This window comes from Mesorhizobium sp. L103C131B0, assembly GCF_000502275.1.
GTDB lineage: Bacteria > Pseudomonadota > Alphaproteobacteria > Rhizobiales > Rhizobiaceae > Mesorhizobium.
In genome coordinates, this window is the sequence record NZ_AYXC01000003.1 from 262,924 (window position 1) to 288,151 (window position 25,228).

22 protein-coding genes and 1 pseudogene are annotated in these 25,228 nt (G+C 63.7%); 18 read left to right on the plus strand and 5 right to left on the minus strand.

Going from position 1 to position 25,228, the window contains the following annotated elements:
- Window positions 1–7: 7 nt before the first annotated feature.
- Genes X730_RS156290 through X730_RS156280 form a run of 3 tightly spaced genes read right to left on the minus strand, consistent with a single transcriptional unit; the run spans window position 8 to window position 2,869 of the window.
- The gene (locus X730_RS156290; RefSeq protein ID WP_023825918.1) at window positions 8–490 is read right to left on the minus strand and encodes a MarR family transcriptional regulator; all 483 of its coding nucleotides are present in this window, start codon (window positions 488–490) and stop codon (window positions 8–10) included.
- Complete coding sequence (locus X730_RS156285) at window positions 490–2,061, minus strand: NAD(P)/FAD-dependent oxidoreductase (protein WP_023825919.1); 1,572 nt, start codon at window positions 2,059–2,061, stop codon at window positions 490–492. The genes X730_RS156290 and X730_RS156285 overlap by 1 nt, the downstream gene beginning before the upstream one ends.
- A 16-nt stretch (window positions 2,062–2,077) precedes the next feature.
- The gene (locus X730_RS156280; RefSeq protein ID WP_023708108.1) at window positions 2,078–2,869 is read right to left on the minus strand and encodes a cyclase family protein; all 792 of its coding nucleotides are present in this window, start codon (window positions 2,867–2,869) and stop codon (window positions 2,078–2,080) included.
- Window positions 2,870–2,988: 119 nt separating this feature from the next.
- Between X730_RS156280 and X730_RS156275 the strand changes: the two genes are divergently transcribed.
- From X730_RS156275 to X730_RS156215, 13 genes are all read left to right on the plus strand, one after another.
- Window positions 2,989–4,563 carry an NAD(P)/FAD-dependent oxidoreductase gene (locus X730_RS156275; RefSeq protein WP_023825920.1) on the plus strand — a complete coding sequence of 525 codons (1,575 nt, stop codon included), beginning with the start codon at window positions 2,989–2,991 and terminating at the stop codon, window positions 4,561–4,563.
- A gap of 112 nt (window positions 4,564–4,675) precedes the next feature.
- A complete protein-coding gene (locus X730_RS156270) occupies window positions 4,676–6,205 on the plus strand; it encodes an ABC transporter substrate-binding protein (protein WP_023825921.1) in 1,530 nt (509 codons plus the stop codon).
- Between the two features lie 187 nt (window positions 6,206–6,392).
- The gene (locus X730_RS156265) at window positions 6,393–7,400 is read left to right on the plus strand and encodes an ABC transporter permease (RefSeq protein WP_023825922.1); all 1,008 of its coding nucleotides are present in this window, start codon (window positions 6,393–6,395) and stop codon (window positions 7,398–7,400) included.
- On the plus strand, window positions 7,393–8,241 hold the full coding sequence (locus tag X730_RS156260; RefSeq protein WP_023825923.1) for an ABC transporter permease: 849 nt from the start codon (window positions 7,393–7,395) through the stop codon (window positions 8,239–8,241). The genes X730_RS156265 and X730_RS156260 overlap by 8 nt, the downstream gene beginning before the upstream one ends.
- The gene (locus X730_RS156255; protein WP_023686914.1) at window positions 8,238–9,116 is read left to right on the plus strand and encodes an ABC transporter ATP-binding protein; all 879 of its coding nucleotides are present in this window, start codon (window positions 8,238–8,240) and stop codon (window positions 9,114–9,116) included. Before X730_RS156260 ends, X730_RS156255 begins: the two co-directional genes overlap by 4 nt.
- A complete protein-coding gene (locus X730_RS156250; RefSeq protein ID WP_023825924.1) occupies window positions 9,109–9,939 on the plus strand; it encodes an ATP-binding cassette domain-containing protein in 831 nt (276 codons plus the stop codon). The genes X730_RS156255 and X730_RS156250 overlap by 8 nt, the downstream gene beginning before the upstream one ends.
- Window positions 9,940–10,016: 77 nt before the next feature.
- Window positions 10,017–10,616 (plus strand): VOC family protein, encoded by a 600-nt coding sequence (locus X730_RS156245; protein ID WP_023699864.1) that lies wholly within the window; start codon window positions 10,017–10,019, stop codon window positions 10,614–10,616.
- A 141-nt stretch (window positions 10,617–10,757) separates the two neighbouring features.
- Entirely contained in the window at window positions 10,758–13,052 is a 2,295-nt protein-coding gene (locus X730_RS156240; protein WP_023753957.1) for a bifunctional salicylyl-CoA 5-hydroxylase/oxidoreductase, read from the plus strand.
- A complete protein-coding gene (locus X730_RS156235; RefSeq protein WP_023753958.1) occupies window positions 13,049–13,822 on the plus strand; it encodes an SDR family NAD(P)-dependent oxidoreductase in 774 nt (257 codons plus the stop codon). The genes X730_RS156240 and X730_RS156235 overlap by 4 nt, the downstream gene beginning before the upstream one ends.
- A complete protein-coding gene (locus X730_RS156230) occupies window positions 13,816–14,286 on the plus strand; it encodes a MarR family transcriptional regulator (protein ID WP_023667803.1) in 471 nt (156 codons plus the stop codon). The genes X730_RS156235 and X730_RS156230 overlap by 7 nt, the downstream gene beginning before the upstream one ends.
- Window positions 14,283–15,095, plus strand: a complete 813-nt coding sequence (locus X730_RS156225; RefSeq protein WP_023753959.1) for an enoyl-CoA hydratase family protein — start codon at window positions 14,283–14,285, stop codon at window positions 15,093–15,095. The genes X730_RS156230 and X730_RS156225 overlap by 4 nt, the downstream gene beginning before the upstream one ends.
- Window positions 15,095–16,243, plus strand: coding sequence for an acyl-CoA dehydrogenase family protein (locus tag X730_RS156220; protein ID WP_023753960.1), 1,149 nt, complete (start codon window positions 15,095–15,097; stop codon window positions 16,241–16,243). The genes X730_RS156225 and X730_RS156220 overlap by 1 nt, the downstream gene beginning before the upstream one ends.
- Before the next feature lie 54 nt (window positions 16,244–16,297).
- Window positions 16,298–16,693, plus strand: coding sequence for a RidA family protein (locus X730_RS156215; RefSeq protein ID WP_023753961.1), 396 nt, complete (start codon window positions 16,298–16,300; stop codon window positions 16,691–16,693).
- A 23-nt stretch (window positions 16,694–16,716) separates the two neighbouring features.
- On the opposite strand, the pseudogene X730_RS01000000164265 reads toward X730_RS156215, so the two are convergent.
- Window positions 16,717–17,818: pseudogene (locus X730_RS01000000164265) on the minus strand (LLM class flavin-dependent oxidoreductase).
- 121 nt (window positions 17,819–17,939) lie between these two features.
- Here X730_RS01000000164265 and X730_RS156210 point away from each other — a divergent pair.
- The 5 genes from X730_RS156210 to X730_RS156190 all read left to right on the plus strand — a co-directional run bounded on the left by X730_RS156210 (window position 17,940) and on the right by X730_RS156190 (window position 23,073).
- Window positions 17,940–18,701, plus strand: coding sequence for an aldolase/citrate lyase family protein (locus X730_RS156210; protein ID WP_023825925.1), 762 nt, complete (start codon window positions 17,940–17,942; stop codon window positions 18,699–18,701).
- Window positions 18,702–18,857: 156 nt separating this feature from the next.
- Entirely contained in the window at window positions 18,858–20,057 is a 1,200-nt protein-coding gene (locus X730_RS156205; RefSeq protein WP_023667810.1) for a pyridoxal phosphate-dependent aminotransferase, read from the plus strand.
- A 76-nt stretch (window positions 20,058–20,133) separates the two neighbouring features.
- Window positions 20,134–20,931 carry an ABC transporter substrate-binding protein gene (locus X730_RS156200; protein WP_023682726.1) on the plus strand — a complete coding sequence of 266 codons (798 nt, stop codon included), beginning with the start codon at window positions 20,134–20,136 and terminating at the stop codon, window positions 20,929–20,931.
- Window positions 20,932–21,081: 150 nt separating this feature from the next.
- Complete coding sequence (locus X730_RS156195) at window positions 21,082–21,756, plus strand: amino acid ABC transporter permease (protein WP_023667812.1); 675 nt, start codon at window positions 21,082–21,084, stop codon at window positions 21,754–21,756.
- Between the two features lie 45 nt (window positions 21,757–21,801).
- Window positions 21,802–23,073 carry a cysteine desulfurase-like protein gene (locus X730_RS156190; protein WP_023825926.1) on the plus strand — a complete coding sequence of 424 codons (1,272 nt, stop codon included), beginning with the start codon at window positions 21,802–21,804 and terminating at the stop codon, window positions 23,071–23,073.
- Between the two features lie 7 nt (window positions 23,074–23,080).
- Here the strand turns inward: X730_RS156190 and X730_RS156185 are convergent, their stop codons facing one another.
- A complete protein-coding gene (locus tag X730_RS156185) occupies window positions 23,081–25,117 on the minus strand; it encodes a 3-hydroxyacyl-CoA dehydrogenase NAD-binding domain-containing protein (protein WP_023825927.1) in 2,037 nt (678 codons plus the stop codon).
- Window positions 25,118–25,228: the final 111 nt, after the last annotated feature.

The window sequence follows — 25,228 nt, forward strand, 5'->3', positions numbered from 1 at the left end:
CTAACGTCTAGATGTCGTGCTTGCGAATGTTCTTCAGCATCTTCTGCAATGTGGCGATCAGCGCCGCGTATTCGGCGTCGTCGACATCGTCGAACATCGCCTCGAACGCGTCATGCATTGCCGGCCAGGCGCGCGCGAACTCGGCGCGGCCGTCATCGGTCAGGAAGACATGGCGGATGCGGCTGTCTGTGACGCCTTGCTCGCGCCGCACGAAGCCTTGCCCTTCCAGCGTGTCGAGCGTGCGGCTCAAGGTCGACTGCTCGATGACGGTGTAGACCGAGAGGTCGTTGACGGTGACACCGTCGGTGACCGACAGCACGGCGAGCGTGCGGACCTGCGGAATGGTCAGGCCCTGCTTGCGGAAATCGTCGCGCAAGGTGGCGTTGTAGCGCCCCATGATGCGGTTCATCAGATAGGGCGCGAATTGCTGCAGGCCGATCTGGCCGAGGGTCGAGATGCGCTGGCGCTTTTCCAGAACCTTCTGCTCCATCACAGCCTCCCCGCCAGGAGAAAGCCGGAACCGCCACCGAGGCCCGCGCCTGGATGGGTCGAGGCGCCGATATGGTAGAGGTTCTTGATGCCGGTCTGATGGTTGCGGCTGGTCTTGAACGGCCGCCAGAGGAACGACTGGTCGATAGTCGACGAGCCGCCATAGGGGTCGCCGCCGACCAGGTTGATGTTCATCGCTTCGAGATCGGCCGGCGAATAGGCGCGGCGCGCAATGACGCTATCCTTGAAGCCATCGATATGGCTGGCCAGGATGGCTTCGGCACGATACGCATAGGCTTCGCGCAACGCCTCGGTCCATTGTCCGTCGGCGGGCGCCTGCAGCGTGCCGGCAGCATCGCCCTTGATGTGACGTGGCGCTTCGGGCAATTGCAGCCACAGTATTGCTTTGCCAGGCGGGCAGCGCGATGGGTCGAGCGCATGCGGCTGGCCGACACAGATGGTCGGCACGTCCGGCAGCATGCCGCGCGCCGCTTCGTTGCAGGCTTTCGAGACGCCGTCGAGCCCCGGCGTCAGGTGCAGCAGCGCGACTTTGTCGAGGCCTTCGCCGCGCCATGCCGGCGGCTTGTTCAGCGCATAGTGGATCTGGAAATTGCCTTTGCCGTAGCGGTATTTCTGTGTCGCCTCGACATCGGCTTCGGGAGCTTCGCTGCCGACCAGCCGGCCGTAAAGCTGCGTCGGCGTGACCGAACAGATGACGCTCTTGTTGGCAGTGATCGTTTCGCCCGACGCCAGCCGCACGCCGGTCGCGCGGCCACCGCTCTGGACGATCGAGGCGACATCGGCGCCGGTGCGGATGTCGCCACCACGTTCCCTTATCAGAGCTTCGAAGGCGGTGAGCAGGGTCTTCGCTCCACCCTTGACGATCGGCGCCCCGGCCGCTTCCAGCGCGAAGGCAATGACCTTGGCGATCTGCCCTGAGAAGGCGTCTTCCGGTCCGAGCCCGGCGTGCAGCACCCAGGGCGCCCACAGCGCGCGGATTGTCTCGGACCGATAGGTGCTTTCCAGCCAGCTGCGCGCCGGCACCAGTGCTTCGCCGAGAAAGGCGGCAAGGCCGCGTGGGCTGCGCCGCCAGGCATCGCCGGCCAGCAGTTTCGCCGTCGGATAGGACCACAGGCTGCCGCCGAGCAGGCCGAACAACAGGCCGGCATTGCGCTCGATGCCGCTGACATCGTCCGCATACCGGTCGCCATCGTCGGCGGCAATCGCATTGATTGCCGCGACATTGGCGGCGCGGTTGGTGGTGAGCACTGCATGACTGCCGTCCGGCCGCAGCACGCCGGTTGGCGTGCCGGTGTGGCAGAATTCCAGCCCGTGCCTGGCGAGATCGCCGCCCAACGCCGCAAAAGCCGGCGAGGTGATGAACAGCACGAAGGTGGTTGCCATCACGTCATGGATAAAGCCGGGAGCGGTGATCTCCTCGGTACGCACGCAGCCGCCGATGCGGTCATTGCGCTCGAGGACGAGCACACGCGCCCCTTTGCCGCCGAGCATCGCCGCGCAGACCAGCGCGTTGATGCCGCTGCCAACGATGATGTGATCCGGCTGGCTCACCTTGGCGTGCTTTCACCTAGCCGTTGGATACAAGCGCCAGCGCGCGGATAGGGCTGCCGGTGCCATGCTCGATCTTGAGCGGTGCGGCGATCAGGATGGCGCCCTTTGGAGGCAACTGGTCGAGGTTGCAGAGGCTGGCGAGGCCATAGCGGTTCGCCTTGTGCATCAGCGTGTGGGCTGGAAATGGCGGCTCCATCCCGCCTGCCTTGCCGGCATCGGTGCCGATCGTCTCTGAGCCCCAGCCCTTGATATCCTTGCTGATCAGGAACTGGATGGCTTCGGCTGTCGGACCTGGCGTATGTGGGCCGGTTTCGTTGGCGTTGAGGAATTCGGCTTCCGAGCCATTGCGCTTATACCAGTCGGTGCGCATCACCACCCACTCCCCGGCGTTGATGGCGCCATGCTTGGCTTCCCACGCCTTGATGTGGTCGACGGTGAGCAGGAAGTCGTGGTCAGCGGCGGCTTCCTTCGAGCAGTCGATGACATTGACCGGACCAATGAAATTCTGCGCCGGAATGGTGTCGGTGGCGCCGTCCGGATAGTCCTTGCCGCTGATCCAATGCTGCGGCGCATCGAAATGCGTGCCCGAATGCTCCCCAAGCTTCAGCCAGTTCCATGCCCACCACGGGCCGTTCTTGTCATAACGGGAGATGTTATGGATCTCGACCTTTGGCGTGTCGACGGCAAGCTCCGGCGGCAGCTTGATAAGAGGCGTGTCGGGTCCGAGTTGCGCAGAGAGGTCGACCACCCTGATGGCGCCTGAAAGCAGCTGGCCGGCGACTTCGCCGAGGAGTTTTTGCGTGTCCATGGTCTGAAGTTCCCTCTTTCTGGTGAAGATCAAGGCTCGTCTCGGCCCTTAATATCCTACTAGACGAAAACATATGCATCTGCAATTATCTTTAAGCATAAAGGAAATGGGAACGGGGCGTGAGCGAGTTCGACGCCATCTTTGTCGGGGCGGGCCACAACAGTCTGGCATGCGCCGCGCATCTGGCGCTGAAAGGCTGGAAAACCGGGATTTTCGAGCGCAGCGCAGCAATCGGCGGTGCCGTCCAGACCCACGAATACACCCTCCCAGGGTTCCGGCACGATTTCGGTGCAATGAATCTGAGCCTGTTTGCCGGCTCCGCCTTCCACCGGAAATATGCAAATGAATTGAAAGCGCAGGGTCTTGAGTTCGCGCCGGTCGCCGACTGTTTCGCCAGCGCCTTTCCGGACGGACGCTGGTTCGGCGTCAGCAATGACTTGGAAAGGACTGCCACGCGGCTGGCCGCGTTCTCCGCCGCCGATGCCGCGACGTGGCGCAAGCTCGTTGCCGCCTTTCCTGCTGAGGCCGAGCATCTGTTCCGGCTGCTGGGATCGCCGATGAGTGCCCGCGCGCTTGCCGGCACCGCCTGGAACCTGTGGCGCAAGAAGGGCATGTCAGGCGCGCTCGATACCGGCCGGCTTTTGCTGTCGTCACCTCGCGCCTGGCTGGAGGAGACCTTCGAGTCGCCTTATGTGCGGGCAACGCTTGCCACCTGGGGCATGCATCTCGATTTCGCACCCGACACCGCCGGCGGCGCCGTGTTCCCCTATCTGGAATCGATCGCCAACCAGAGCTTTGGCATGGTGCTAGGCAAGGGCGGCGCCGACACGATCATCCGGGCGCTGGCAGGTATGGTCACCTCGGCGGGCGGCACGATCGTCACCGGGGCGGAAGTTGCCGAGATCACCGTTGCCGGCGGCAAGGCATCGGGCGTGCGACTCGCTTCAGGTGAGACACATACGGCCACCAAGGCAGTGATTGCCGGCGTCGCGCCCAGGGCGCTGACCGGCAAGTTGCTGCCCAACGGTTCCGGCGACGCCGGCTTCGACACGGCGATGCAGAAATTCCGGCACGCGCCGGGCACGATGATGATCCATCTGGCGCTCGACGACCTGCCCGATTGGCGCGCCGGCGCGGAGCTTCGGCAGTTCGCTTATGTGCATCTGTCGCCGTCGCTCGACGCGATGTCGCGCACCTATCAGCAGGCGATGGCGGGCATGCTGCCGGACGAACCGGTGCTGGTCGTCGGCCAGCCGACCGCGATCGATCCGTCGCGCGCGCCTCAGGGCAAACATGTGCTGTGGGTGCAGGTGCGCATGCTGCCTGCCGAAATCCTGGGCGATGCGGCAGGCAGGATCGCGCCCGCGCATTGGGATCAGGTCAAGGATGCCTACGCCGAGCGCGTGCTCGACATCATCGAAATATACGCACCCGGACTGCGCCCGAAAATCCTCGGCCGTGCAGTGTTCTCGCCAATCGACCTCGAGCGTGAGAACCCCAATCTCGTCGGTGGCGACCAGGTCTGCGGCAGCCACCATCTGGCACAGAATTTCCTGTTCCGCCCGGCGCGCGGTTATGCCGGCTGGAACACGCCGGTCGGCAATCTGCATCTCACGGGCGCCGCGACATGGCCCGGCGCCGGCACCGGCGCGGCCTCTGGCTTCATGCTCGCACAACAGCTTGGCGGGAGGTAGCTCGCAAGATTTCATGAAGGCGACGAGAGGCAAGGCGCTGCTGCCCACGAAGCCCGGATCGATAAACTGATAGTGCCGCGCAAAGACAACAAAACCAACAAGGGGAACGACCATGACAATCAACAGACGAGAATTGCTGGGATACAGTGCCGCGGCACTTGGGGTGGCGGCGATCGGCCTGCCTGAGATCGCCAAGGCGGCAGCGGGCGAGCTGACCATCGCCTATAACGTCAACCTGCCGTCCTGGGATCCGACCACCGGACCCTCGGCCGTCAACCCGACGATCCAGGGCCTCTACCAGTCAGTGTTCGACCAGTTCATTCCGCAAAAGCCGGACCTGTCCTTTGCGCCTGGCCTGCTCACCGAATGGGGCTGGAACGAGGATCGCACCAAGGTGACGATGACGGTGCGCGAAGGCGTGACCTGGCATGACGGCTCGCCCTTCACGCCCGAGGACGTGGTCTGGTCGCTGCAGCGGGCGGGCGACGAAAAGACCGGCAATCCGATCCAGTTCGTCTGGAAGAACGTCAACAATTTCAAGATCGACGGCAACAAGATCACCGGCGACGTCGTGCAGTTCGATCCGGTCTACTTTAAATGGATGTCGTTCCTGACCGGCTACATCCTGCCGAAGGCCTATTATGAGAAGGTCGGCGCCGAAGGTTTCGAGAAGGCGCCGATCGGCACCGGCCCTTACATGGTGGAAAAATTCGAGCGAAATGCTTTCCTCCGACTGAAGGCCAACCCGCACTATTGGGGCGACAAGCCGGCCTTCGAGAATGTGACGATCAAGTTCGTCACTGATGCGGCGAGCCGCGTTGCCGAAATCGAATCCGGTTCCTCGCAGGTGACGCTGGAGGTCCCCTATGAAGAGTATGACCGGCTGATCGCCAAGGACGGGCTTGCCGGCTCGTGCAAGCCCGTTTCCGACATCGGCATGATCTTCTTCAACGACATCGAAGCGATGCTGGACAAGAACGTCCGCCAGGCCGCCGTCATGGCTGTGGACAAGGAGCTTTTGGTCAAGCGGCTGCTGCGCGGCTATGGCCAACCGATCGCTGCGCTGGAGACCCCGGAGTACACGGCCTTCGACGCCTCGATCAAGGTCGAGCACAATCCGGAAAAGGCCAAGGAGCTGCTCGCGGCTTCCGGCTATTCGCCGGAAAAACCGGTCAAGTTCACCATCCAGACGACCAAGGGCTTCAAGCCCAAGGATTATGAGATGATCCAGGCGATCGTCGGCATGTGGCGTAAGGTCGGCATCGAGGCGACGATCGAGGTCTACGAGATCGCCAAGCACTATGAACTGCGCGCCGCCGACAAGCTGGCGCCGGCCGCCTTCTACAATTGGGGCAACGCCATCGGCGACCCGACGACGTCGACTGGTTTTGCCATGTATGGGCCGAGCCCGCACTCGGTGTGGGACAGCCAGGACCTGATCGACATGATCAATCCGCTCTGGGGCGAGAAGGACGAGGCCAAGCGCATCGCCGGCTGGAAGGCTGTCGACAAGTATATCGCCGAGCAGGCCTATGTGCTGCCGCTGATTCAGTATGCGCAACCTATCGTGCATGCCAAGGGCGTCAACGTGGTGCAGCATGTGTCCGGCGCGCTGCTGCCGGCGCTGATGACCCCGGCCTGATATCGGCTTGTGGGCGCCATTCTTCGCTGGGTGGCCCCCTCATCCGGCCCTTCGGGCCACCTTCTCCCCCTGGGGAGAAGAGACCAGCTCAGCCGTCCGTGACCTCTTCTCCCCTCGGGGAGAAGGTGGCCGCGAAGCGGACGGATGAGGGGGCTCTTCGTTAGAAACGCACTGGGCCTACACCAGAATGCTCCTGCAACGATTCCTGATCCGTCTGCTGACGATGCTGATTACGCTGTTCGGCGTGGCCGTCGTCGTCTTCGTCGTGATCCGCGTTGCGCCCGGTGACCCGATCGCCATGATGCTGCCGCCCGGTGCGACGAATGCCGACATCGACCGGCTGCGTGCACTTTACGGGCTCGACAAGACCATCGTGCAGCAATTCTTCATCTGGCTGTCCGGTGTTGTCAGGGGCGATTTCGGTACCTCGATTTCGCTCCGGCAAGATGTGCTCAGCCTCGTCTTCAACCGCTTGCCGGCAACGCTGGAACTCGCCATCGTTGCGCTGATCATGGCGATGGCGCTAGGCGGCACGACGGCGGTCCTCGGCGCGCGCGAGCGCGTCACGGCGGTCGAAGCCGGCATCGATATCGCCAGCGGCGCCGCCCTTTCCATTCCCGATTTCCTGTGGGGCCTCGTGCTGATCCTTTTGTTTGGCGTGCTGGTGCCGATCTTCGACATTTCCGGCCGCGTGTCGCCGCAGCTCGACCTGCCCTTCGTCACCCAGTTCTATTTCTTCGAGAGCTTGCTTCGGCTGCGCTTCGACCTGACCTGGGATCTGCTGAAACACATGCTGATGCCGGCAGTAGCCTTGGCATTGCCGCTGGCGGCAATCATCGCGCAGTTGCTGAAACAGTCGCTGAAGGAAGTGCTGGACCTCGACTATGTCGTGCTGGCGCGGGTGAAGGGGTTTTCGGAAACGCAGGTTATCCTGCGCGAGGCGCTGAAGAACGCTGCCTTGCCGACACTGACTCTCGTCGGCGTCCAGTTCACCTTCCTTGTCGGCGGCACGGTCATCGTCGAGCGGCTGTTTTCCTACGAAGGGCTCGGCAACATGGCGATCGATGCCGTCATCAACCGCGACCTGCCGCTGATCCAGGGCATTGTTTTGGTGTTCGCGCTGCTGTTCGTGCTGATCAATCTAGGCGTCGACATGATGTATGCGCTGCTCAATCCGAGGCTGCGCCATGGATGAGGCACGCATCGCCCGGCGCGGACTGGGCCCGAGGCTGTGGCTGGCCGGCGGCTGGCTGCTGCTGGCGCTGCTGGCCGCGATCTTCGCGCCGCTGGTCGCACCGCAGGACCCGCTGGCGCAAGACCTGATGCTGGAACGGCTGCCGCCATTCTGGATGAGTGGTGCGGAATCCGGCTATTGGCTGGGCACCGACAGCCTCGGCCGCGATCTCCTCTCCCGGCTGATCTTCGGCGGCCGTATCGCCTTCATCGTCGCTTTCGCGGCGGCGATCGCCGCCTGCCTTGTCGGCTCGACGCTCGGACTGGTCGCCGGCTATTTCGGCGGCTGGGCCGACCGCATCATTTCACGCATCGTCGACGTCTGGATGGCATTCCCGCCGGTGCTGTTCGCCATCCTGCTGGTCGCGGTGCTCGGCACCGGCCTCAGTTCCGTCATCCTCGCCATCGTCACAATCGACTGGACGCGCTTTTGCCGGGTGATCCGCGCCGAAGCGATGGGCCAGTCGCGCATGGACTATGTCGAGAACGCCCGCATCGCCGGCTATGGCCGCATCGGCATCATGCTGCGCGAGGTGCTGCCCAATGTGGTGCCGTCGATCGTGGCACTGCTGTCGCTGGAGATGGGCATCGCCGTCATCGTGGAGGCCATCCTGTCCTTCGTCAATCTGTCGATCTCGACCGACGATCCGACCTGGGGCGGCATCATCGCCGAGGGCCGGCTGTCGATCCATCAGGCCTGGTGGGTGCTGGTGTTTCCGCTTGTCACGCTGATCCTCACCGTGCTGTCGTTCAGCCAGTTCGGTGAGGCGCTGAAGACACGCTTCGATCCGGTGCTGCGATGAGCGCTTGCCTGGATATTGCCAATCTGAGCGCCGTGCTGCCGAACGGCCAGCGCGTGCTGCGCTCGGTGTCGCTCTCCGTGCAGCCGGGTGAGGTGCGTGCTCTTGTTGGCGAGAGCGGCGCCGGCAAGACGATGATCGGCAAGGCGGTGCTCGGTGTGCTGCCGTCAAGCGTGCGCATCGTCGAAGGCGCCATGCAGCTCGAAGGCGAAGACCTCGGCAGGCTGCAGCCCAAGGCAAGGCGCACGCTGATCGGCGCTCGCACGGCGCTGATCCCGCAAGATCCGTTGACTGCGCTCAACCCGTCGCGCCGCATCGGTCCGCAGATGACTGACCGGCTGGTGCGCATTCTCGGCTGGAACGGTGACAAGGCGGACAAGCGTATCCGGCAATTGTTGGATGAGGTGCAGATCCGCGATCCCGACCGGGTGCTGAAATGCTATCCGCACGAGCTGTCCGGCGGCATGCGCCAGCGTGTGCTGATCGCCGCCGCCTTCGCCGCCGAGCCACGGCTGATCGTGGCCGACGAGCCGACAACCGCGCTCGACGTTACCGTGCAAAAGCAGATCCTGCGACTGATCGCCGAGCTGCAGCGCGAGCATGGCACCGCGATCCTGTTCGTCACCCACGATCTCGGCGTCGTTGCAAAGATCAGCCAGCAAGTGTCTGTGCTCTACGCCGGCAAGGTGGTGGAAGAGGCTGACACAGCCGCTCTCTTCGCCGCGCCTGAGCATCCCTATACGCGGGCATTGATGGCCGCTACGCCGCGCTACACGGATCCCTTTGCCTCGCTGAAGCCGGTGGATGAGACGGTGCTGGCAGGACTCGCTGCGGAGATCGCCGCCTCCGACCAGGCGTGGAGAGGGCCGCATGGTTGAGCCGCTGTTTTCCGTGCGCGGGCTGAAGGTGGCGCTGCCCGACATGGCCCGCAAGCCGCTGATCGGGCGCGCGCCGCTGGCCGAGATTTTGAGAGGCCTGGATTTCGATTTGCCGAGAGGTTCGGTGACCGGCATCGTCGGTGAATCCGGGTCCGGAAAATCGACGCTCGGCCGCACGCTTGTCAGACTTCTGGAGCCGAGCGTCGGCAGCATCCATTTCGAGGGCCGCGATATCGCCCATCTGCCGGATGCGGAGCTGCGACCTCTGCGCCGCGACCTGCAGATGATCTTCCAGGACCCGATGTCGTCGCTCAACCCGCGTCGCACCATCGCCGGCATCATTGCCGCGCCGCTCAAGCAGAATGGGCTTGGCGACAGGCTTAGGGAACGCGTCGCCGAGGCATTGCATCGCGTCGGCCTGCCGCAAAGCTTCGCTAGTCGCTATCGTCATGAACTGTCGGGCGGGCAGCGCCAGCGCGTCGGAATTGCGCGCGCGTTGGCGCTTTCGCCGAAATTCGTGCTGGCCGACGAGATCGTCTCCGGCCTCGACGTATCGACGCAGGCGCAGATCCTCACCCTTTTGGAGAGACTGGCCGCGGAGATGGGGCTGACGGTCGCCTTCATCAGCCACGACCTGTCGGTCATCCGGCGGCTCTGCCAACAGGTGATCGTCATGCGCGAGGGCAGGATCGTCGAGGCGAGCGCCACCGATGCGCTGTTCGACAATCCCAGGGAGACCTACACGCGCGACCTGCTTGCCGCCATCCCACTGCCTGAGATCGACGCGGACTGGTTGCGGCCAGCAACGAAAGCGCCGGCATAGGACTGTTCACCCACCACGCCGAACAGCGGGCTTCGGACGTGCATGAGGGCAAAATCAGCCCGCGAACGGAGGGTAATATGAATTACGCAGCCCGCGGCACGATGCTTGCCGCGATCCTGTTCTGCTCGATGGGAACGGCTTCGGCCGATGCGATCCCCGGCATGCGCGGCCACGACCACACCGGCATCACGGTGCCCGACATGAAGCAGGCAGTCGACTTCTTCACCGAAGTCGTCGGCTGCAAGAAGGCGATGTCGTTCGGTCCGTTCGCCGATGACAAGGGCACCTTCATGCAGGATCTTCTGGGCGTCGATCCGAAGGCTGTCATCGAGCAGGTCACCATGGTGCGTTGCGGTTATGGATCGAACATCGAGCTGTTCAAGTACACCGCGCCTGACCAGAAGGATTTGACTCCGAAGAACAGCGATATCGGCGGCTTCCACATTGCCATGTATGTCGATGATGTCGCCGCGGCGAAAGCCTATCTCGACGGCAAGGGGGTGAAGACGCGGATGGGTCCGCTGCCGGTCAAGGAAGGTCCGGCGGCCGGCCAGACCATTCTCTATTTCCAGGCGCCATGGGGATTGCAACTGGAGGCGATCAGCTATCCCGATGGGATGGCCTATGAGAAGGGTGCCGAGACTGTGCTGTGGAGCCCGAAGAACCCGGACAAGTGATTTCCAGAGCGCGCTTGCGGGGCCAGCCCGCAGGCGCGCCACCCGTGTCCAGCAATCGTTCCAACATGAAACTTTAAGCTTGAAATATTTTATCTCCGGCGCGATACTTGATATGCAGCAAGCGAAGAGGAGATCGCACGGATGAAGGTTGCGGTTCTCGGTGGCGGACCAGCCGGCCTCTACTTTGCCATTTCAATGAAGCTGCGGGACGCCGCCCACGAGATCACGGTGTTCGAGCGCAATCGCGCCGACGATACGTTCGGCTGGGGCGTCGTGCTGTCGGCCGAAACACTCGACAACCTTGCCAAAAACGACCCGGTCAGCGCTGTCTGGATCAAGAAGCATTTCGCCTATTGGGACGACATCGCCGTCATCCATGACGGCGTGCGCACGGTCTCGTCGGGCCACGGTTTCTGTGGCATCGGCCGCAAGCGGCTTCTGGTCCTGCTGCAGCGACGCGCGCGCGAACTTGGCGTGAGGCTAATGTTCGAGAGCGATATCGCCGACCCTCAGCCCTATATGGAGACGCATGATCTGGTCGTCGCCGCCGATGGGCTGAACTCAAGGGCGCGCAACACCTTCGTCGAAGTCTTCAAGCCCGACATCGACACCCGCAAATGCAAATTCGTCTGGCTCGGCACCAACCAGAAATTCGACGACGCCTTCACCTTCATCTTCGAGAAGACCGAGCATGGCTGGGTGTGGGCGCACGCCTATCAATTCGACAGCGAGACAGCGACCTTCATTGTCGAGTGCAGCGAACAGACCTGGGCTGCCTTCGGCTTCGGCGCCATGTCGCAGCAGGAATCCATCGCCGTCTGCGAGCGCATCTTTGAGAAACATCTCGGCGCCCACGCGCTGATGACCAATGCCAATCACATCAGAGGTTCGGCCTGGATCAATTTCCCGCGCGTGCTGTGCGAACGCTGGTCCTACAAGAACCTGGCTCTGATGGGCGACGCGGCGGCCTCGGCACATTTCTCGATCGGCTCCGGGACCAAGCTCGCATTGGAAAGCGCGGTGGCGCTGGCCGAATATGTCAAAACCGAACCGGACCTCGACGCCGCCTTCCGCAAGTATGAGGATGCGCGCCGCACCGAGGTGCTGAAGCTGCAGTCGGCGGCGCGCAATTCGCTGGAGTGGTTCGAGGAGGTCGAGCGCTATCTCGGCCTCGATCCGGTGCAGTTCAATTATTCGCTGCTGACCCGCTCGCAGCGCATCAGCCACGAGAATTTGCGGCTGCGCGATGCCAAATGGCTTGAGAGCGCCGAGGAATGGTTCCAGCACCAGGCAGGGGCAGGCGGCAACAGGCAGCGCCGGGCGCCGATGTTCGCGCCGTTCAAGCTGCGCGACATGCAGCTCAACAACCGCATCGTCGTTTCGCCGATGGCGCAGTACAAGGCCGTCGACGGCTGCCCGACCGACTGGCATTTCGCCCACTATGCCGAGCGTGCGAAGGGCGGCGCCGGGCTTGTCTATATCGAGATGACCTGCGTCAGCCCGGAAGGACGCATCACGCCCGGCTGTCCCGGTTTCTATGCGCCGGAACATGAGGTGGCGTGGAAGCGGCTTGTCGATTTCGTCCACGCCGAGACCGAGGCGAAAATCTGCGCGCAGATTGGCCATTCCGGGGCCAAGGGCTCGACCCGTGTCGGCTGGGAGGGCACCGACGTGCCGCTCGCCTCGGGCAATTGGCCGGTCATGGCGGCCTCGGCGATTGCATGGTCGCCTGAGAATCAGGTGCCGAAAGCCATGGACCGCGCCGACATGGACGAGGTGCGTGACCAGTTCGTCGCGTCCACCGAGATGGCAGATCGCTGCGGTTTCGACATGCTCGAGATCCATGCCGCGCATGGCTATTTGCTGTCGTCCTTCATCACGCCGGTCACCAACCAGCGCACGGATGAGTATGGCGGTTCGCGGGAAAATCGCATGCGCTATCCCCTGGAAATCTTCCATGCGGTGCGCGCCGCCTGGCCGACGCGAAAGCCGATCTCGGTGCGCATTTCGGCCAATGATTGGGTCGGCATCGAAGGTGTGACGCCGGCCGATGCGGTGGAGATCGCGCGGATGCTGCACGAAGCCGGCGTCGACATATGCGACGTCTCGGCAGGCCAGACCTCGATTGCCGCCAAGCCTGTCTATGGCCGAATGTTCCAGACGCCGTTCTCGGACCGCATCCGCAACGAGGTCGGCATGGCGACGATGGCGGTCGGCAACATCTACGAGCCGGATCATGTCAATTCGATCCTGATGGCCGGCCGCGCCGACCTGGTGGCCCTGGCACGGCCGCATCTCGCCGATCCCTACTGGACGCTGCATGCGGCCGTGACGCTCGGTGATCGTGGTGTCAAATGGCCGGATCCCTATCTGCCCGGACGCGACCAGATCTACCGGCTGGCCGAGCGCGATGCGGCGGCGGGGCTGAAAGTATGACGACGGCCTGGGCGATTTCAGGCAAACATGCGCTGGTCACTGGCGGCGGCTCCGGCGTCGGCCGGGCCATCGCGCTCGTGCTGGCCGAGGTCGGCATAGAGGTGACCATATGCGGGAGGCGCGACGCCGAGCTTGCCAAGTTGGCCGGCGAGAACGACCGCATCCACGCCATGTCAGCCGATGTCACCGACGAGGCGGCGATGATTTCGCTCTACGCGCAAGCGGAAGCCGTGCGCGGCCCGTTCGACATCGTCGTCGCCAATGCCGGCATGGCCGGCAGCACGCCGACGCACAGGACCTCGCTTGCCGACTGGCAGCGGACGCTCGACGTCAATCTGACCGGCGCCTTCCTGACGGTGAAGCCGGCGCTGGCCGGCATGGCCGCGCGCAAGGCGGGCCGGATCGTCTTCGTCGCCTCGACCGCAGGGCTGAAAGGCTACGCCTATGTCGCGCCCTACGTGGCGGCCAAGCATGGGGTGGTCGGGCTGATGCGGGCACTGGCGGCCGAGACGGCGAAATCCGGCGTGACCGTCAACGCCGTTTGCCCGGGCTTCGTAGAGACCGACATGCTGGCGGAATCCATTCAGCGCGTCGTCGAAAAGACCGGCCGCTCAGTCGAGCAGGCGCGGGCGAGCCTTGCCTCGACCAACCCGCAAGGCCGTTTCATCCAGCCGCAGGAAGTTGCCGCGACGGTGCTCTGGCTGTGCGGCGATGCGGCTGCGTCGATTACCGGACAAGCGATTTCGATCTCAGGAGGCGAAACATGGTAGCCGGCCCATTGCCCGCGCCGTCGGGACCCGGCAAGGACCGGCTGCGTCTCTGGATCAGGCTGCTGCGCGCCTCGCGCACGATCGAGGCCGAGCTGCGCGAGCGCCTGAAGAAGGAATTCGATACGACACTGCCGCGTTTCGACGTCATGGCCGCCCTCTACCGCGCGCCGGAAGGCATGCTGATGAGCGATCTGTCGCGCTTCCTGCTGGTATCCAACGGCAATGTCACCGGCATTGTCGACCGGCTGGTTTCGGAAGGGGTGGTCGCGCGCGCGCGCCGCAATGGCGATCGCCGCACATCCATGGTGCGACTGACCGACGAGGGTTCCAAATCTTTTGCCGCAATGGCCGCGGCGCATGAGGGTTGGATCGGAGAATTGCTGGCCAAGGTCAGCGAGGAGGATGCGCGCCGGCTGACCGGCATGCTGACCTCGTTCCGCAGCAACTGGGAGGGACGCGAATGAGTTCGATGGCCGGCCTCAAGCCGAAGCACTTCCTTTGGGAAGTCGAAGACAGGATCGCCAAGGTGCGGCTCGACCGGCCGGAGCGCAAGAATCCGCTGACCTTCGACAGCTATGCGGAACTGCGCGACACGTTCCGCGATCTCGTCTATGCCGACGACGTCGACGCCGTGGTGTTCCTGCCCAATGGCGGCAATTTCTCCTCGGGCGGCGATGTCCACGACATTATCGGCCCCTTGGTCAAGATGGACATGAAGGAATTGCTCGCCTTCACCCGCATGACCGGCGATTTCGTCAAGGCGATGCTCAATTGCGGCAAGCCGATCATCGCGGCGGTCGACGGGGTCGCGGTCGGCGCCGGCGCCATCATCGCCATGAGCGCCGACATCCGCATCGCCACGCCGGAGGCCAAGACCGCTTTCCTGTTCACCCGCGTCGGGCTTGCCGGCTGCGATATGGGCGCGTGCGCGATCCTGCCGCGCATCATCGGCCAGGGCCGTGCCGCCGAATTGCTCTACACCGGCCGCACGATGACGGCGGCGGAAGGCGAGCGCTGGGGCTTCTACAACAGGCTTGTCGATGCCGCAGTGCTCGAGGCCGACGGGCTCGAGATGGCGGCGCGCATCGTCTCGGGTCCGACCTTCGCGCACGGCATCACCAAGACACAGCTCAACCAGGAATGGTCGATGGGCCTCGACCAGGCGATCGAAGCAGAAGCGCAGGCGCAGGCGATCTGCATGCAGACGCGTGACTTCGAGCGCGCCTACAGGGCCTTCGTGGCCAAGGAAAAACCGGTGTTCGAGGGCAATTGATGGCAGACAGGAGTTTCCTCCGCTGGCCGTTTTTCGAAGACCGGCATCGCGAACTCGCCGAACGCCTTGATGCCTGGTGCGCCAGGAACCTGCCCGTCGATCACCATGACGTCGATGCCGCCTGCCGCGAACTGGTGGCCAAACTTGGCCGCGACGGCTGGCTGAAGCCGACGGCGCTCGATACCGACAATCCGGGACCGCTCGATGTCCGCACCTTGTGCATCACGCGCGAGACGTTGGCGCGCCATGACGGGCTGGCCGACTTTGCCTTCGCCATGCAGGGGCTCGGCACCGGCGCGCTTAGCCTGTTCGGCACGACCGACCAGCAGCAATGGCTGGCAAAGACCAGGGCCGGCAAGACAATCTCGGCTTTCGCGCTGTCGGAGCCACGCTCGGGGTCGGATGTCGCCAACACCGAAATGACGGCGAGCCGCGATGGCGACTTCTATATCCTCAGCGGAGAGAAAACCTGGATTTCCAATGGCGGCATCGCCGATCTCTACGTCGTCTTTGCCCGCACCGGCGAGGCGCCGGGCGCCAAGGGACTTTCCGCCTTTCTCGTGCCCGCCGACGCCAAGGGGCTTGGCATCGCCGAGCGCCTTGAGGTGATCGCGCCGCATCCGCTGGCGCGGCTTTCCTTCGATCAGGTCCGGGTGCCGGCTTCGGCGCTGATCGGCAAGCCAGGCGACGGCTTCCGCATCGCCATGTCGGTGCTGGACGTGTTCCGCTCGACGGTCGGCGCGGCGGCACTCGGCTTTGCCCGCCGGGCGCTGGACGAAAGCATCAGCAGGGTGGCCGAGCGCAAACTTTTCGGCGCTCCGATGGCAGAGCTGCAGATGGTGCAAGGCCATATCGCCGACATGGCGCTGGACGTCGATGCGGCGGCGCTGCTGGTCTACCGCGCTGCCTGGACCAAGGACATGGGCGCCGGGCGGGTCACCCGCGAGGCGGCGATGGCCAAGCTGTTCGCCACCGACAAGGCGCAAGAGGTGATCGACAAGGCTGTGCAGCTGCATGGCGGCGACGGTGTCCGCAAAGGCCACATCGTCGAGAGCCTGTATCGCGAAATCCGCGCGCTGCGCATTTATGAGGGCGCTTCCGACGTGCAGAAGGTGGTGATCGCACGGCAGGTGATGGGCGCGGCCTGACGGCGATGTATTTGATTTGAGATTGATCTTTAAGAATACCGGGGAGGCTTGAAAATGCACCAGATCCTGCAGCCGGAGGGCTGGGCGAAACCGGTCGGCTACGCCAACGGCATTGCTGCGCGCGGCAGGCTCGTCTTCGTGGGCGGACAGGTCGGCTGGAACGGGCAGTGCCAGTTCGAGACCGACGATTTCGCCGGCCAGGTGCGGCAGACGCTGCAAAACATCGTCGCCGTGCTGGCGGAAGCCGGCGCGGAGCCACGGCACATCACCGCGATGACCTGGTATTTCACCGACAAGGCCGAATATCTCGGCAATCTCAAGGGTATAGGCGAAGCCTATCGCGAGGTGATCGGCCGGCATTTTCCGGCGATGGCCGCCATGCAGGTGGTGGCGCTGGTGGAAGATCGCGCCAAAATCGAGATTCAGGCCACCGCCGTTATTCCGGATTAACGAATTCGTTATTCTCTGATTGATCAGCAGCGCAGCCCCACCCGCTTCAGCAGCGGCAACACATGGTCGCAGAAATAGGGCAATTCCTGGGTGTAGTTGACGAACGACAGCGCGATGCCCTGGTAGCCATGCCCGGCTATTGCCGCCATCTCGGCGGCAATCGTCTCTGGCGTTCCAACCAGCGGGTAGGTGCCGGCGCCGCCGGCGAAACGCTGCCGGTAGCGGTCATAGGCATGCGAGTCATGCGACTGCGAGAACTCCTTCTTGCCTGCCATATGAGCATCGACCGCATCGTGGTCGGCCAGATCGACGGCATAGCNCGGCATAGCGCGTGTAGTAGGCCTGCGCCTCTTCCACGGTTGGACGGCAGACGACATGCGCCGCCGTGTAGACGCCGACGTTGCGGCCAACCTTGTCGGCCCGTTCGCTGATGTCTGCGACATGCTTGCCGGCGTCGCTCATTTCCGCAAAGGTCGTGAACAGATAATCGCATCGGGCGGCGGCGAAATCGCGGCCGGGGCCACCGAAAGCCGCGTTCATCGTCACCGGTCGCGGCTGCTGCACGCTGGCCGGCCGGCTCACCGCCTCTTTGAGGCGATAGTAGGTGCCCTCGTAGTCCAGAGGCTGGTCCGAGGCGTAAAGCTTTTCCAGGATTTCGATCCATTCGGCGGCCTGGTCGTAGCCCTTTTCGACCAGCGGCGTGCCGAACATGCCGAATTCCTTCGGGTTCCAACCGCAGACGATGTTGAGACCGGCGCGGCCATAGCTGATATGGTCGACAGTTGCCAGCGCCTTGGCGGCATAGAGCGGATGCACCAGCGGCACATGCACGGTCATGAACAGGCCGATCTGCTCGGTGGCCACCGCCAGCGCTGCCGCCCAGGTGAAGGTCTCAAACGACCATTCGCGCACCTTGTTGCGGCCGCCAAAGCCACGCCAGCGCGCGATCGGCAGCATAAATTCCAGCCCGGCGCGGTCGGCGATCTGGGCCGCCGTCAGATTGTCCTGCCAGCTTGCCGTCCAGCGTTCCGGCACATCGGTGATGGCCAGACCGCCATCGGCATTGGTCGAAAAGACGCCGAGCTTCAGTTTGTTCGAGCCGTGCAGGGGATGCGTTTTGATCATCATGGGAACTCGTGGCGGGAGACCGACACGCTAGGCCCGCGCAAAGATATTTCAAGCCTGAAATAGCTTCGCCTCGCCGCCGATTGCGGATATGAATTTGGAGGGGAAAAAGGGGATGAATATGAGCGCGTTCCGTCAGAAGTGCATCGGCAAGACCAATCTCGTCGGCTCCTTCGCCGCTATTCCCCATCCCGTCGCCGTCGAAGTGATGGCGCTCGCCGGCCTCGACTTCCTCTGCATCGACTGGGAACATGCCCAGATCGCGCGCGACACGATCGAAACCATGGTGCGCGCGGCCGACGTGCATCGCGTGCCGGCCATGGTGCGTGTTCCCGGTCATGCGCCGGAAGCTATCCAGGCGGCGCTCGACAGCGGCGCACAAGGCGTGCTCGTGCCGCGCGTCTCGACCGCTGCTCAGGCCGAGGCGGCGGTGAAAGCCTCGCGCTATCCGCCGCTGGGCGAGCGCGGCGTCGGGCCTGGCCGCGCGGCCGGCTATGGCTATCGCATCCCCGAATATCTGGCCGCGGCCAATGACAGGATCGTCGTCGCGGTCCAGGTCGAGACATCGGAGGGGCTGGCCAACATCGAGGCGATCGCTGCCGTCGACGGTGTCGATGTGGTCTTCGTCGGCCCCGGCGATCTCTCCGTGTCGATCGATGCGATCGGGCCGAAAGGCGTGGACAAGCTCAATAAGGCGATCACAAGGATCATCCGCGCGACTGTCGCGCACGGCAGGACGTCGGGCATATTTTGCGCCAACCCACAGACGATCAGCCAGTGGGCCGCTATCGGCGCGAGCTTCTTCGTCCTGGCCAGCGATACCATGTTTCTTGGCGCCGGCGCTGCGGCCAACTGCACCGCTGCGCGCGCCGTGCTGGGGTGAGACGGGCCGGATCGGGCAAAAACTTTTTAAGCTTAAAACTTTTTCCTTGAAAAGCGCAGCACATTGGATAGCATCCAAACTCGATGGCGACTGTCGTGCCGGTGGGGCTTGCCGGGCAGTCCGTCGCGGTGCTCCGGGTGGGAGGGGTTTCAGTCCTTGTCGTTCATACTGCCCCAGTCATCGTCCAGCGCGCGTTATGCTTTCGACGGCGTACGTGCCCAGATCCGTGACCTGCACACCGAAAACATTGCCAACCTTGCCGTGCGCGCCCGAGAACTGGGCGACGTGATCGCGCTCTGGTACGGCGAAGGCGACATGGTGACGCCCGCTTTCATCCGCGACGCGGCGAAGGCCGCCTTCGATGAAGGCCAGACGTTCTACGTCCCTAACATGCGTGGGCACCCCCTACTGAACGAGGCGCTGTCGGAATACCAAACGCGCATTCACGGCCGGACGATCCCGATTGCGCGCACCACGGTCACGCCCGGCGGCATGCAGGCGCTGTACCTGGCGCTGGAACTGCTGGTCGATACCGGCAGCAACGTCGTCTATGTCGCGCCGCAATGGCCCAACATCCACAACGCCATCCATCTGATCGGCGGCGAGCCAAGGCCGTTTTCGCTCGACTTCAAGGGCGACTGGCATCTCGATCTCGACCGGCTGTTCGCCACTTGCGATGCGCGCACACGCGCGATCTTCCTGTCGACGCCGTCCAACCCGACCGGCTGGACCGCGTCGCGCGAGGAGATGCAGGCGCTGCTCGACTTCAGCCGGCGCACCGGCATCTGGATCATCTCCGACGAGGTCTATGGCCGGCTCTATTTCGACGGCAATGTTGCTCCTTCCATCCTGCAGATCGCCGAGGATGGCGACCGGGTGCTGTCGGTCAACAGTTTTTCGAAGGCGTGGGCGATGACCGGCTGGCGCATCGGCTGGCTGACGCATCCGTCGGGGGTGGCCGACCAGCTTGGCGCCATGACGCAGTACATCAACAGCGGCACCGCCGCGCCTATCCAGGCAGGCGCTGTCGCCGCCATCCGCCAAGGCGAGCCGCTGGTCGAGGAGATCAGGCAGCGGATCAAAACCGGCCTCGACCTTGCCTATGACAGGCTGGCCCAGATTCCCGGCATCATCCTGCCGACGAAACCGCGCGGAGGCATGTATGCCTTCTTTGCCATGGACGGCGAAAGCGACGCCCGGCAGGCCTGCGCCAGGATACTGGAGACGGCGCGCGTCGGGCTGGCTCCCGGCCACCTCTTTGGAAATTCGGCAGCGGCCTTCCTGCGGATGTGCGTGTGCCGTGAACGCGACCAGATAGCGACCGCGCTCGAGCGCATGGTCGCCGCCATGAATTGACGCCCCGCTGGGAGGTGGGACGGCAACAAACCGTGCGGGAGCAAACCCGCCCGATCACAACCAGAGGGAACACAAAATGAGCTTCACTCGTCGCAACCTGCTTCTTCTCGCCGCCACGATCGGCATCGCTGCCGGCCCGGCCACCGCCTTTGCCGCCGATGTGCTCAATGTCGGCGCCTACCCGACCAATCCGCCCTTCGAATACAAGAACGAGAGCGGCACGTTCGAGGGCTTTGAAGTCGACATCGTCAACGAAGCGGCCAAGCGTGCCGGCATGACCACCGACATTGCCGACCTCGGCTTCCAGGCGCTGTTCGCGGCTGTCAGTTCCAACCGCATCGATGTCGCGATCTCCTCGATCACCATCACGCCGGAGCGACTGAAAACGCTGTCCTTCACCCAGCCCTATTATGACTCCGACATGGGCATTGCGACGAAGACCGATAGCGCTGTTAACACCGAGGCCGACCTCAAGGGCAAGATCGTCGGCGTGCTTTCAGGCTCGACCGGCGAGACCTGGGTCAAGGCGCATCAGGAGGCTGACGGCTACAGCGACGTGAAGGGCTATGACACGCAGCAGAACCTGCTGCTCGACCTCAGCGCGGGCCGCGTGGACGCCGCCGTCAGCGATATTCCGGGCATGGAATACTCCTTCACCAAGATGAAGGACCTCAAGGTCAAGCAGCGCATCAAGACCGGCGAACAGTACGGCCTGATGATGAGCAAGGACCATCCGCTGCTCGGCAAGCTGAACGACGCGCTGACCGCGATGAAGAAGGACGGAACGCTGGCCGCGATCCACAAGAAGTGGTTCGGCAGCGACGCGCCAGCCGATTCCTCGACGGTCAAGGAAATGCCGCTGCCCAAGGCCTGACCGGCAATGCACTTAAATCGTGCCGGCTCCCAGGCCGGCACGATTCATTTCACGCTCCGGCGCCTGCTGCCACACGGATAGCCTCATCGGAGGCAAGGTCGATTGGTTTTAGCTTGAGCATCCTTTGCTCTGGGGTTCGGGAACGCTCCCATGTCGCTGATCGACACCTTCTTCAATCCTGACGTGATCATGTCCAGCCTGCCGGCGCTGTTGCGTGGCTTCCTGAACACGCTGCTGCTCGGCATTTTGAGTATCGGCATCGGCATTCCCATTGGCCTGGGGATCAGCCTGTTGCGGCTCTATGCGCCGAAGCCGCTGCGCTGGCTGGCGGTCGGCTACACCGACATCTTCCGTGCCCTGCCGGTGCTGGTGGTGCTGATCCTGATCTATTATGCGCTGCCCTTCCTCGGCATCCGTCTGTCGTCCTGGGCCTCCGCCGTGACGGCGTTCGCCATCATCATGTCGGCCTATTCAGCAGAAGTGTTCCGCTCCGGCATCGAGAGCATTCCGAAAGGCCAATTCGAGGCAGCACAGGCGCTCGGCCTGCCTTTCCTTTTGACCTTGCGCAAGGTGGTGCTGCCGCAGGCGATCCGCGTCGTCATCCCGCCGATGACCAGCAATTGCGTCTCGATGTTCAAGGACACGTCGCTCGCTTCCACCGTTGCGCTGCCTGAACTGTTGAAGGAAGCGACCAACGCGCAATCGCTCTATGCCAATCCCTCGCCGCTGATCGGCGCCGCTTTGGTCTATCTCATCTTCCTCTGGCCCATGGTCCGCCTCGTCAGCCTGCTCGAAGACCGCTTCAAGACCGAGAAGACGCGCTGACCTCATCAACCGTCCCGCTTCCCAAGCCATTCGCAGGAGATACAGTTGAGCAATTCCCAAGCCGCCGGCGGCTTTCCGGTCGACACCATCCGCGCCATGTTTCCGGCCTTGCAGCGCGCTGGTGATTTCATCTTCATGGACAACGCCGCCGGCGCGCAGATCCCGCAGAGCGTGCTCGACGCGGTGACCAATCACCTGGTCTCGCACAATGTGCAGCGTGGTGGTCGCTATGGGCGCTCGGTCACGGTCGACCAATCGGTTGCGGATGCTCGGACGAGCGTGTCCTTGCTGATCAACGCCTACAGTCCGTCGGAAATCTGCTTCGGCATGAACGCCACCTCATTCATTCGCCTGGTCAGCCTCGGCATCGGCCAGATGCTGGCCAGGGACACAGAGCGCGACGAGATCGTCATCACCGACATGGACCACGACGCCAACATCGCCACGTGGCTGGCGCTGGAGTCCGCCGGAGCCAAGTTCAAATGGTGGCGCATGCGCGAGGACGGCAACCTGCATGTCGACGACCTCAAGCCGCTGGTTTCCGATCGCACCCGTCTCGTCGCCTGCACGGTGACCGCGCATTCGATCGGTTCGATCGTTGATGTCGCCTCGGTGGCCGCGATCGCGCATGCGGCCGGCGCCGAAGTGTTCCTTGACTGCGTGCATTACGGACCGCACGGGCTGATCGACGTGCAGGCCTGGGACTGTGATTATCTCGTCTGCTCCGGCTACAAGAATTTCTCGCCGCATATGGGCTTTCTGTGGGGCCGCTTCGAAACGCTGAAGCGGCTGCCGACCTTCCGCGAGGATTTCATCCCCGACGAGCCGCCTTACAAGGTCGAGGCCGGCACCTTCATCTACGAGAACGTCTCAGGCATGGATGCCGCGGTGCAGTACCTGGAACTGATCGGCCGCAATCTGGCGCCCTCCAACAACCGCTCGCGGCGCGACAACATCGTTGCCGGCATGGGCGTCATCCGCGACTATGAAATGCTCCTGGCGCGCGAGATGCTCGCCGTGCTCAAGGGATGCAATGCCACGATCTACGGCGTCGCCGAGGAAGCCCGCATCAACGAGCGCGTGCCGACCTTCTGCTTCAACATCGGCAAGCTGTCGCCGCAGCGGATCGTCGAGGAAATGGCCGAGATGCAGATCGGCATCCGCGACGGCCATATGTACGCGCCACGGCTGATGAAGCGTCTCAACCTGTCGATGGACAGCGGCGCCATCCGCGCCTCGCTGGTCCATTACAACACGGTCGACGAGGTCAGGCGTTTCGGCGAGGCACTGCGCGCCGTCATCGCAAGGCTGTCGTAGCTGGTCCTTAAACCTCTCCGGCGCGGAACATCGGCCCGCCCTTGTGGGCCGGGAAGCCATAGCCGTTGATCATCACCAGATCGATGTCGGAGGCACGCGCCGCGATGCCTTCGGCGAGTAATGCCTTGCCCTCGTCGGCCATTGCCGCCAGCAAGCGCGTGACGATCTCATCGGACGAAAAGCGGCNGGCGAGTAATGCCTTGCCCTCGTCGGCCATTGCCGCCAGCAAGCGCGTGACGATCTCATCGGACGAAAAGCGGCGCGGCACGATGTCCTTGGCCGCCCGAACGGCCTCGATCAGCGCCGCCACTTGCGGGTCGCTCCTGCGCTCGCCTTCGGAATAATCGTACCAGCCGCGCCCGGTCTTGCGGCCGAAGCGGCCGGCCTCGCACAGCCGGTCGGCGATCTCGACATAACGTGCTTGCGGATCGCGCATCGCCGCCTGTCGCTTGCGCCGCGCCCAGGCTATCTCCAGCCCAGCCATGTCGTTGACCGCGAAGATCCCCATCGGGAAGCCCCAGGCCTCCAGCGCGGCATCCACCTCTTCCGGTGCTGCGCCATCCTCCACCATGAACTCCGCCTCGCGGCGGTAGGCCGAATAGAGGCGGTTGCCGATGAAACCCTCGGTAACGCCGCACACGACAGGCAGCTTGCCGAGTTTCCTGACGAACGCGATAGCCGAGGCGAGCACATCGGGCGCCGTCGCCGCGCAATCCACCACTTCGGTGAGCCGCATGACGTTGGCCGGGGAGAAAAAATGCAGGCCGGCGATCCGTTCGGGCCGGGCGGTTGCCGAGGCGATCTCGTCGGGGTTGAGGTAGCTGGTGTTGGTCGCCAGTATGGCGTCGGGGCGGACGATACGATCAAGCTTCCGGAAGAGTTCGGTTTTTACCGCGAGATCGTCGAACACTGCCTCGATGACCAGATCGGCCTGCACCAGCCTGCCGGCGTCACTGGCCGCTTCAAACCGGCTCAGCGCCTCCCTGCGGGCATGATCGGTGAGTCGGCCGGATTGGACCGACTTGTCGAGAAGGCCGGCGATCCGCTCGTATCCTTTTGCCGCGGCGTCGTCGTTCTGCTCGATGCCGATTACGCGATAGCCGGCATTCAAGGCCGAGACCGCGATGCCTGCACCCATCAGGCCGGTTCCGACGATACCGACGGTCTCGACCTTGCGAGGCGTGATACCCTCCAGCCTGTCGACTTTGCTGGCTTGCCTCTCGGCAAAGAAGACGTGGCGCAACGCTGCCGCCTCGCGAGAATCCCGGAGGCGCAGGAAGGTCGCGCGTTCGTGCACAAGACCGTCCTCAAGTCTGGCCGTGGACGCGGCCCGGACCAGTCTCACGGCCTCTGCAGGCGCGATCTGTCCACGGCTGCGGGAAAGCACCTTTCTTGCGGCTGCCGCGTCGGCCTCAGGTTGCGAGCGCGGGACGGAAAGCGCACCCGTGCGCCGCAGCGGTTGGCCAACGAGACGGCGGGCGACATCGAGCGCGCCTTCGGGAAGATCGTCCGCAATGGTATCGATCAGACCGAGAGCGAGAGCTTCGTCGGCATTTGCGGGCCGACCCGTGCCGATCAGGTCAATTGCGGCGACCGTGCCGATGAGGCGGGGCAGGCGTTGGGTTCCGCCGGCCCCGGGCACTAACCCGAGCTTGACCTCGGGCAGGCCGAAGCTGGCCGCCTTGCTGGCCACCCGGTAGTGGCAGGCCAGCGCAATCTCGCAGCCGCCGCCGAGCGCCGCGCCGCCTACTGCCGCGACGATCGGTTTGGCGAAGCTCTCCATCGCTTCGATCACGTCAGGCAGTGTGGGCCCGATAGCGGGCTTGCCGAATTCCTTGATATCGGCGCCACCGATGAAGGTGCGCCCAATGGCGGTCAGCACCACGGCAGACACTTCATCCGACGCCGCACGCCCAAGCGCAGCCATCAGTCCGGCCCTGACATGGAGGGACAGCGCGTTGACCGGCGGATTTTCGATCGTGACGATGAGAACGCCATCGACGATCTTGCCTGTGACACTCTCGGAAAATCGTGCTGTGTTCATGGAGTTTTATTCCGGAACAACGGCAAATCTTCCTCCTCCTTCTGCTCTCCGCCAAATGCCGGTGTCCCGGCTCGGACGGATGAAGCGCCATGGATCTTCAAAATAATTTCA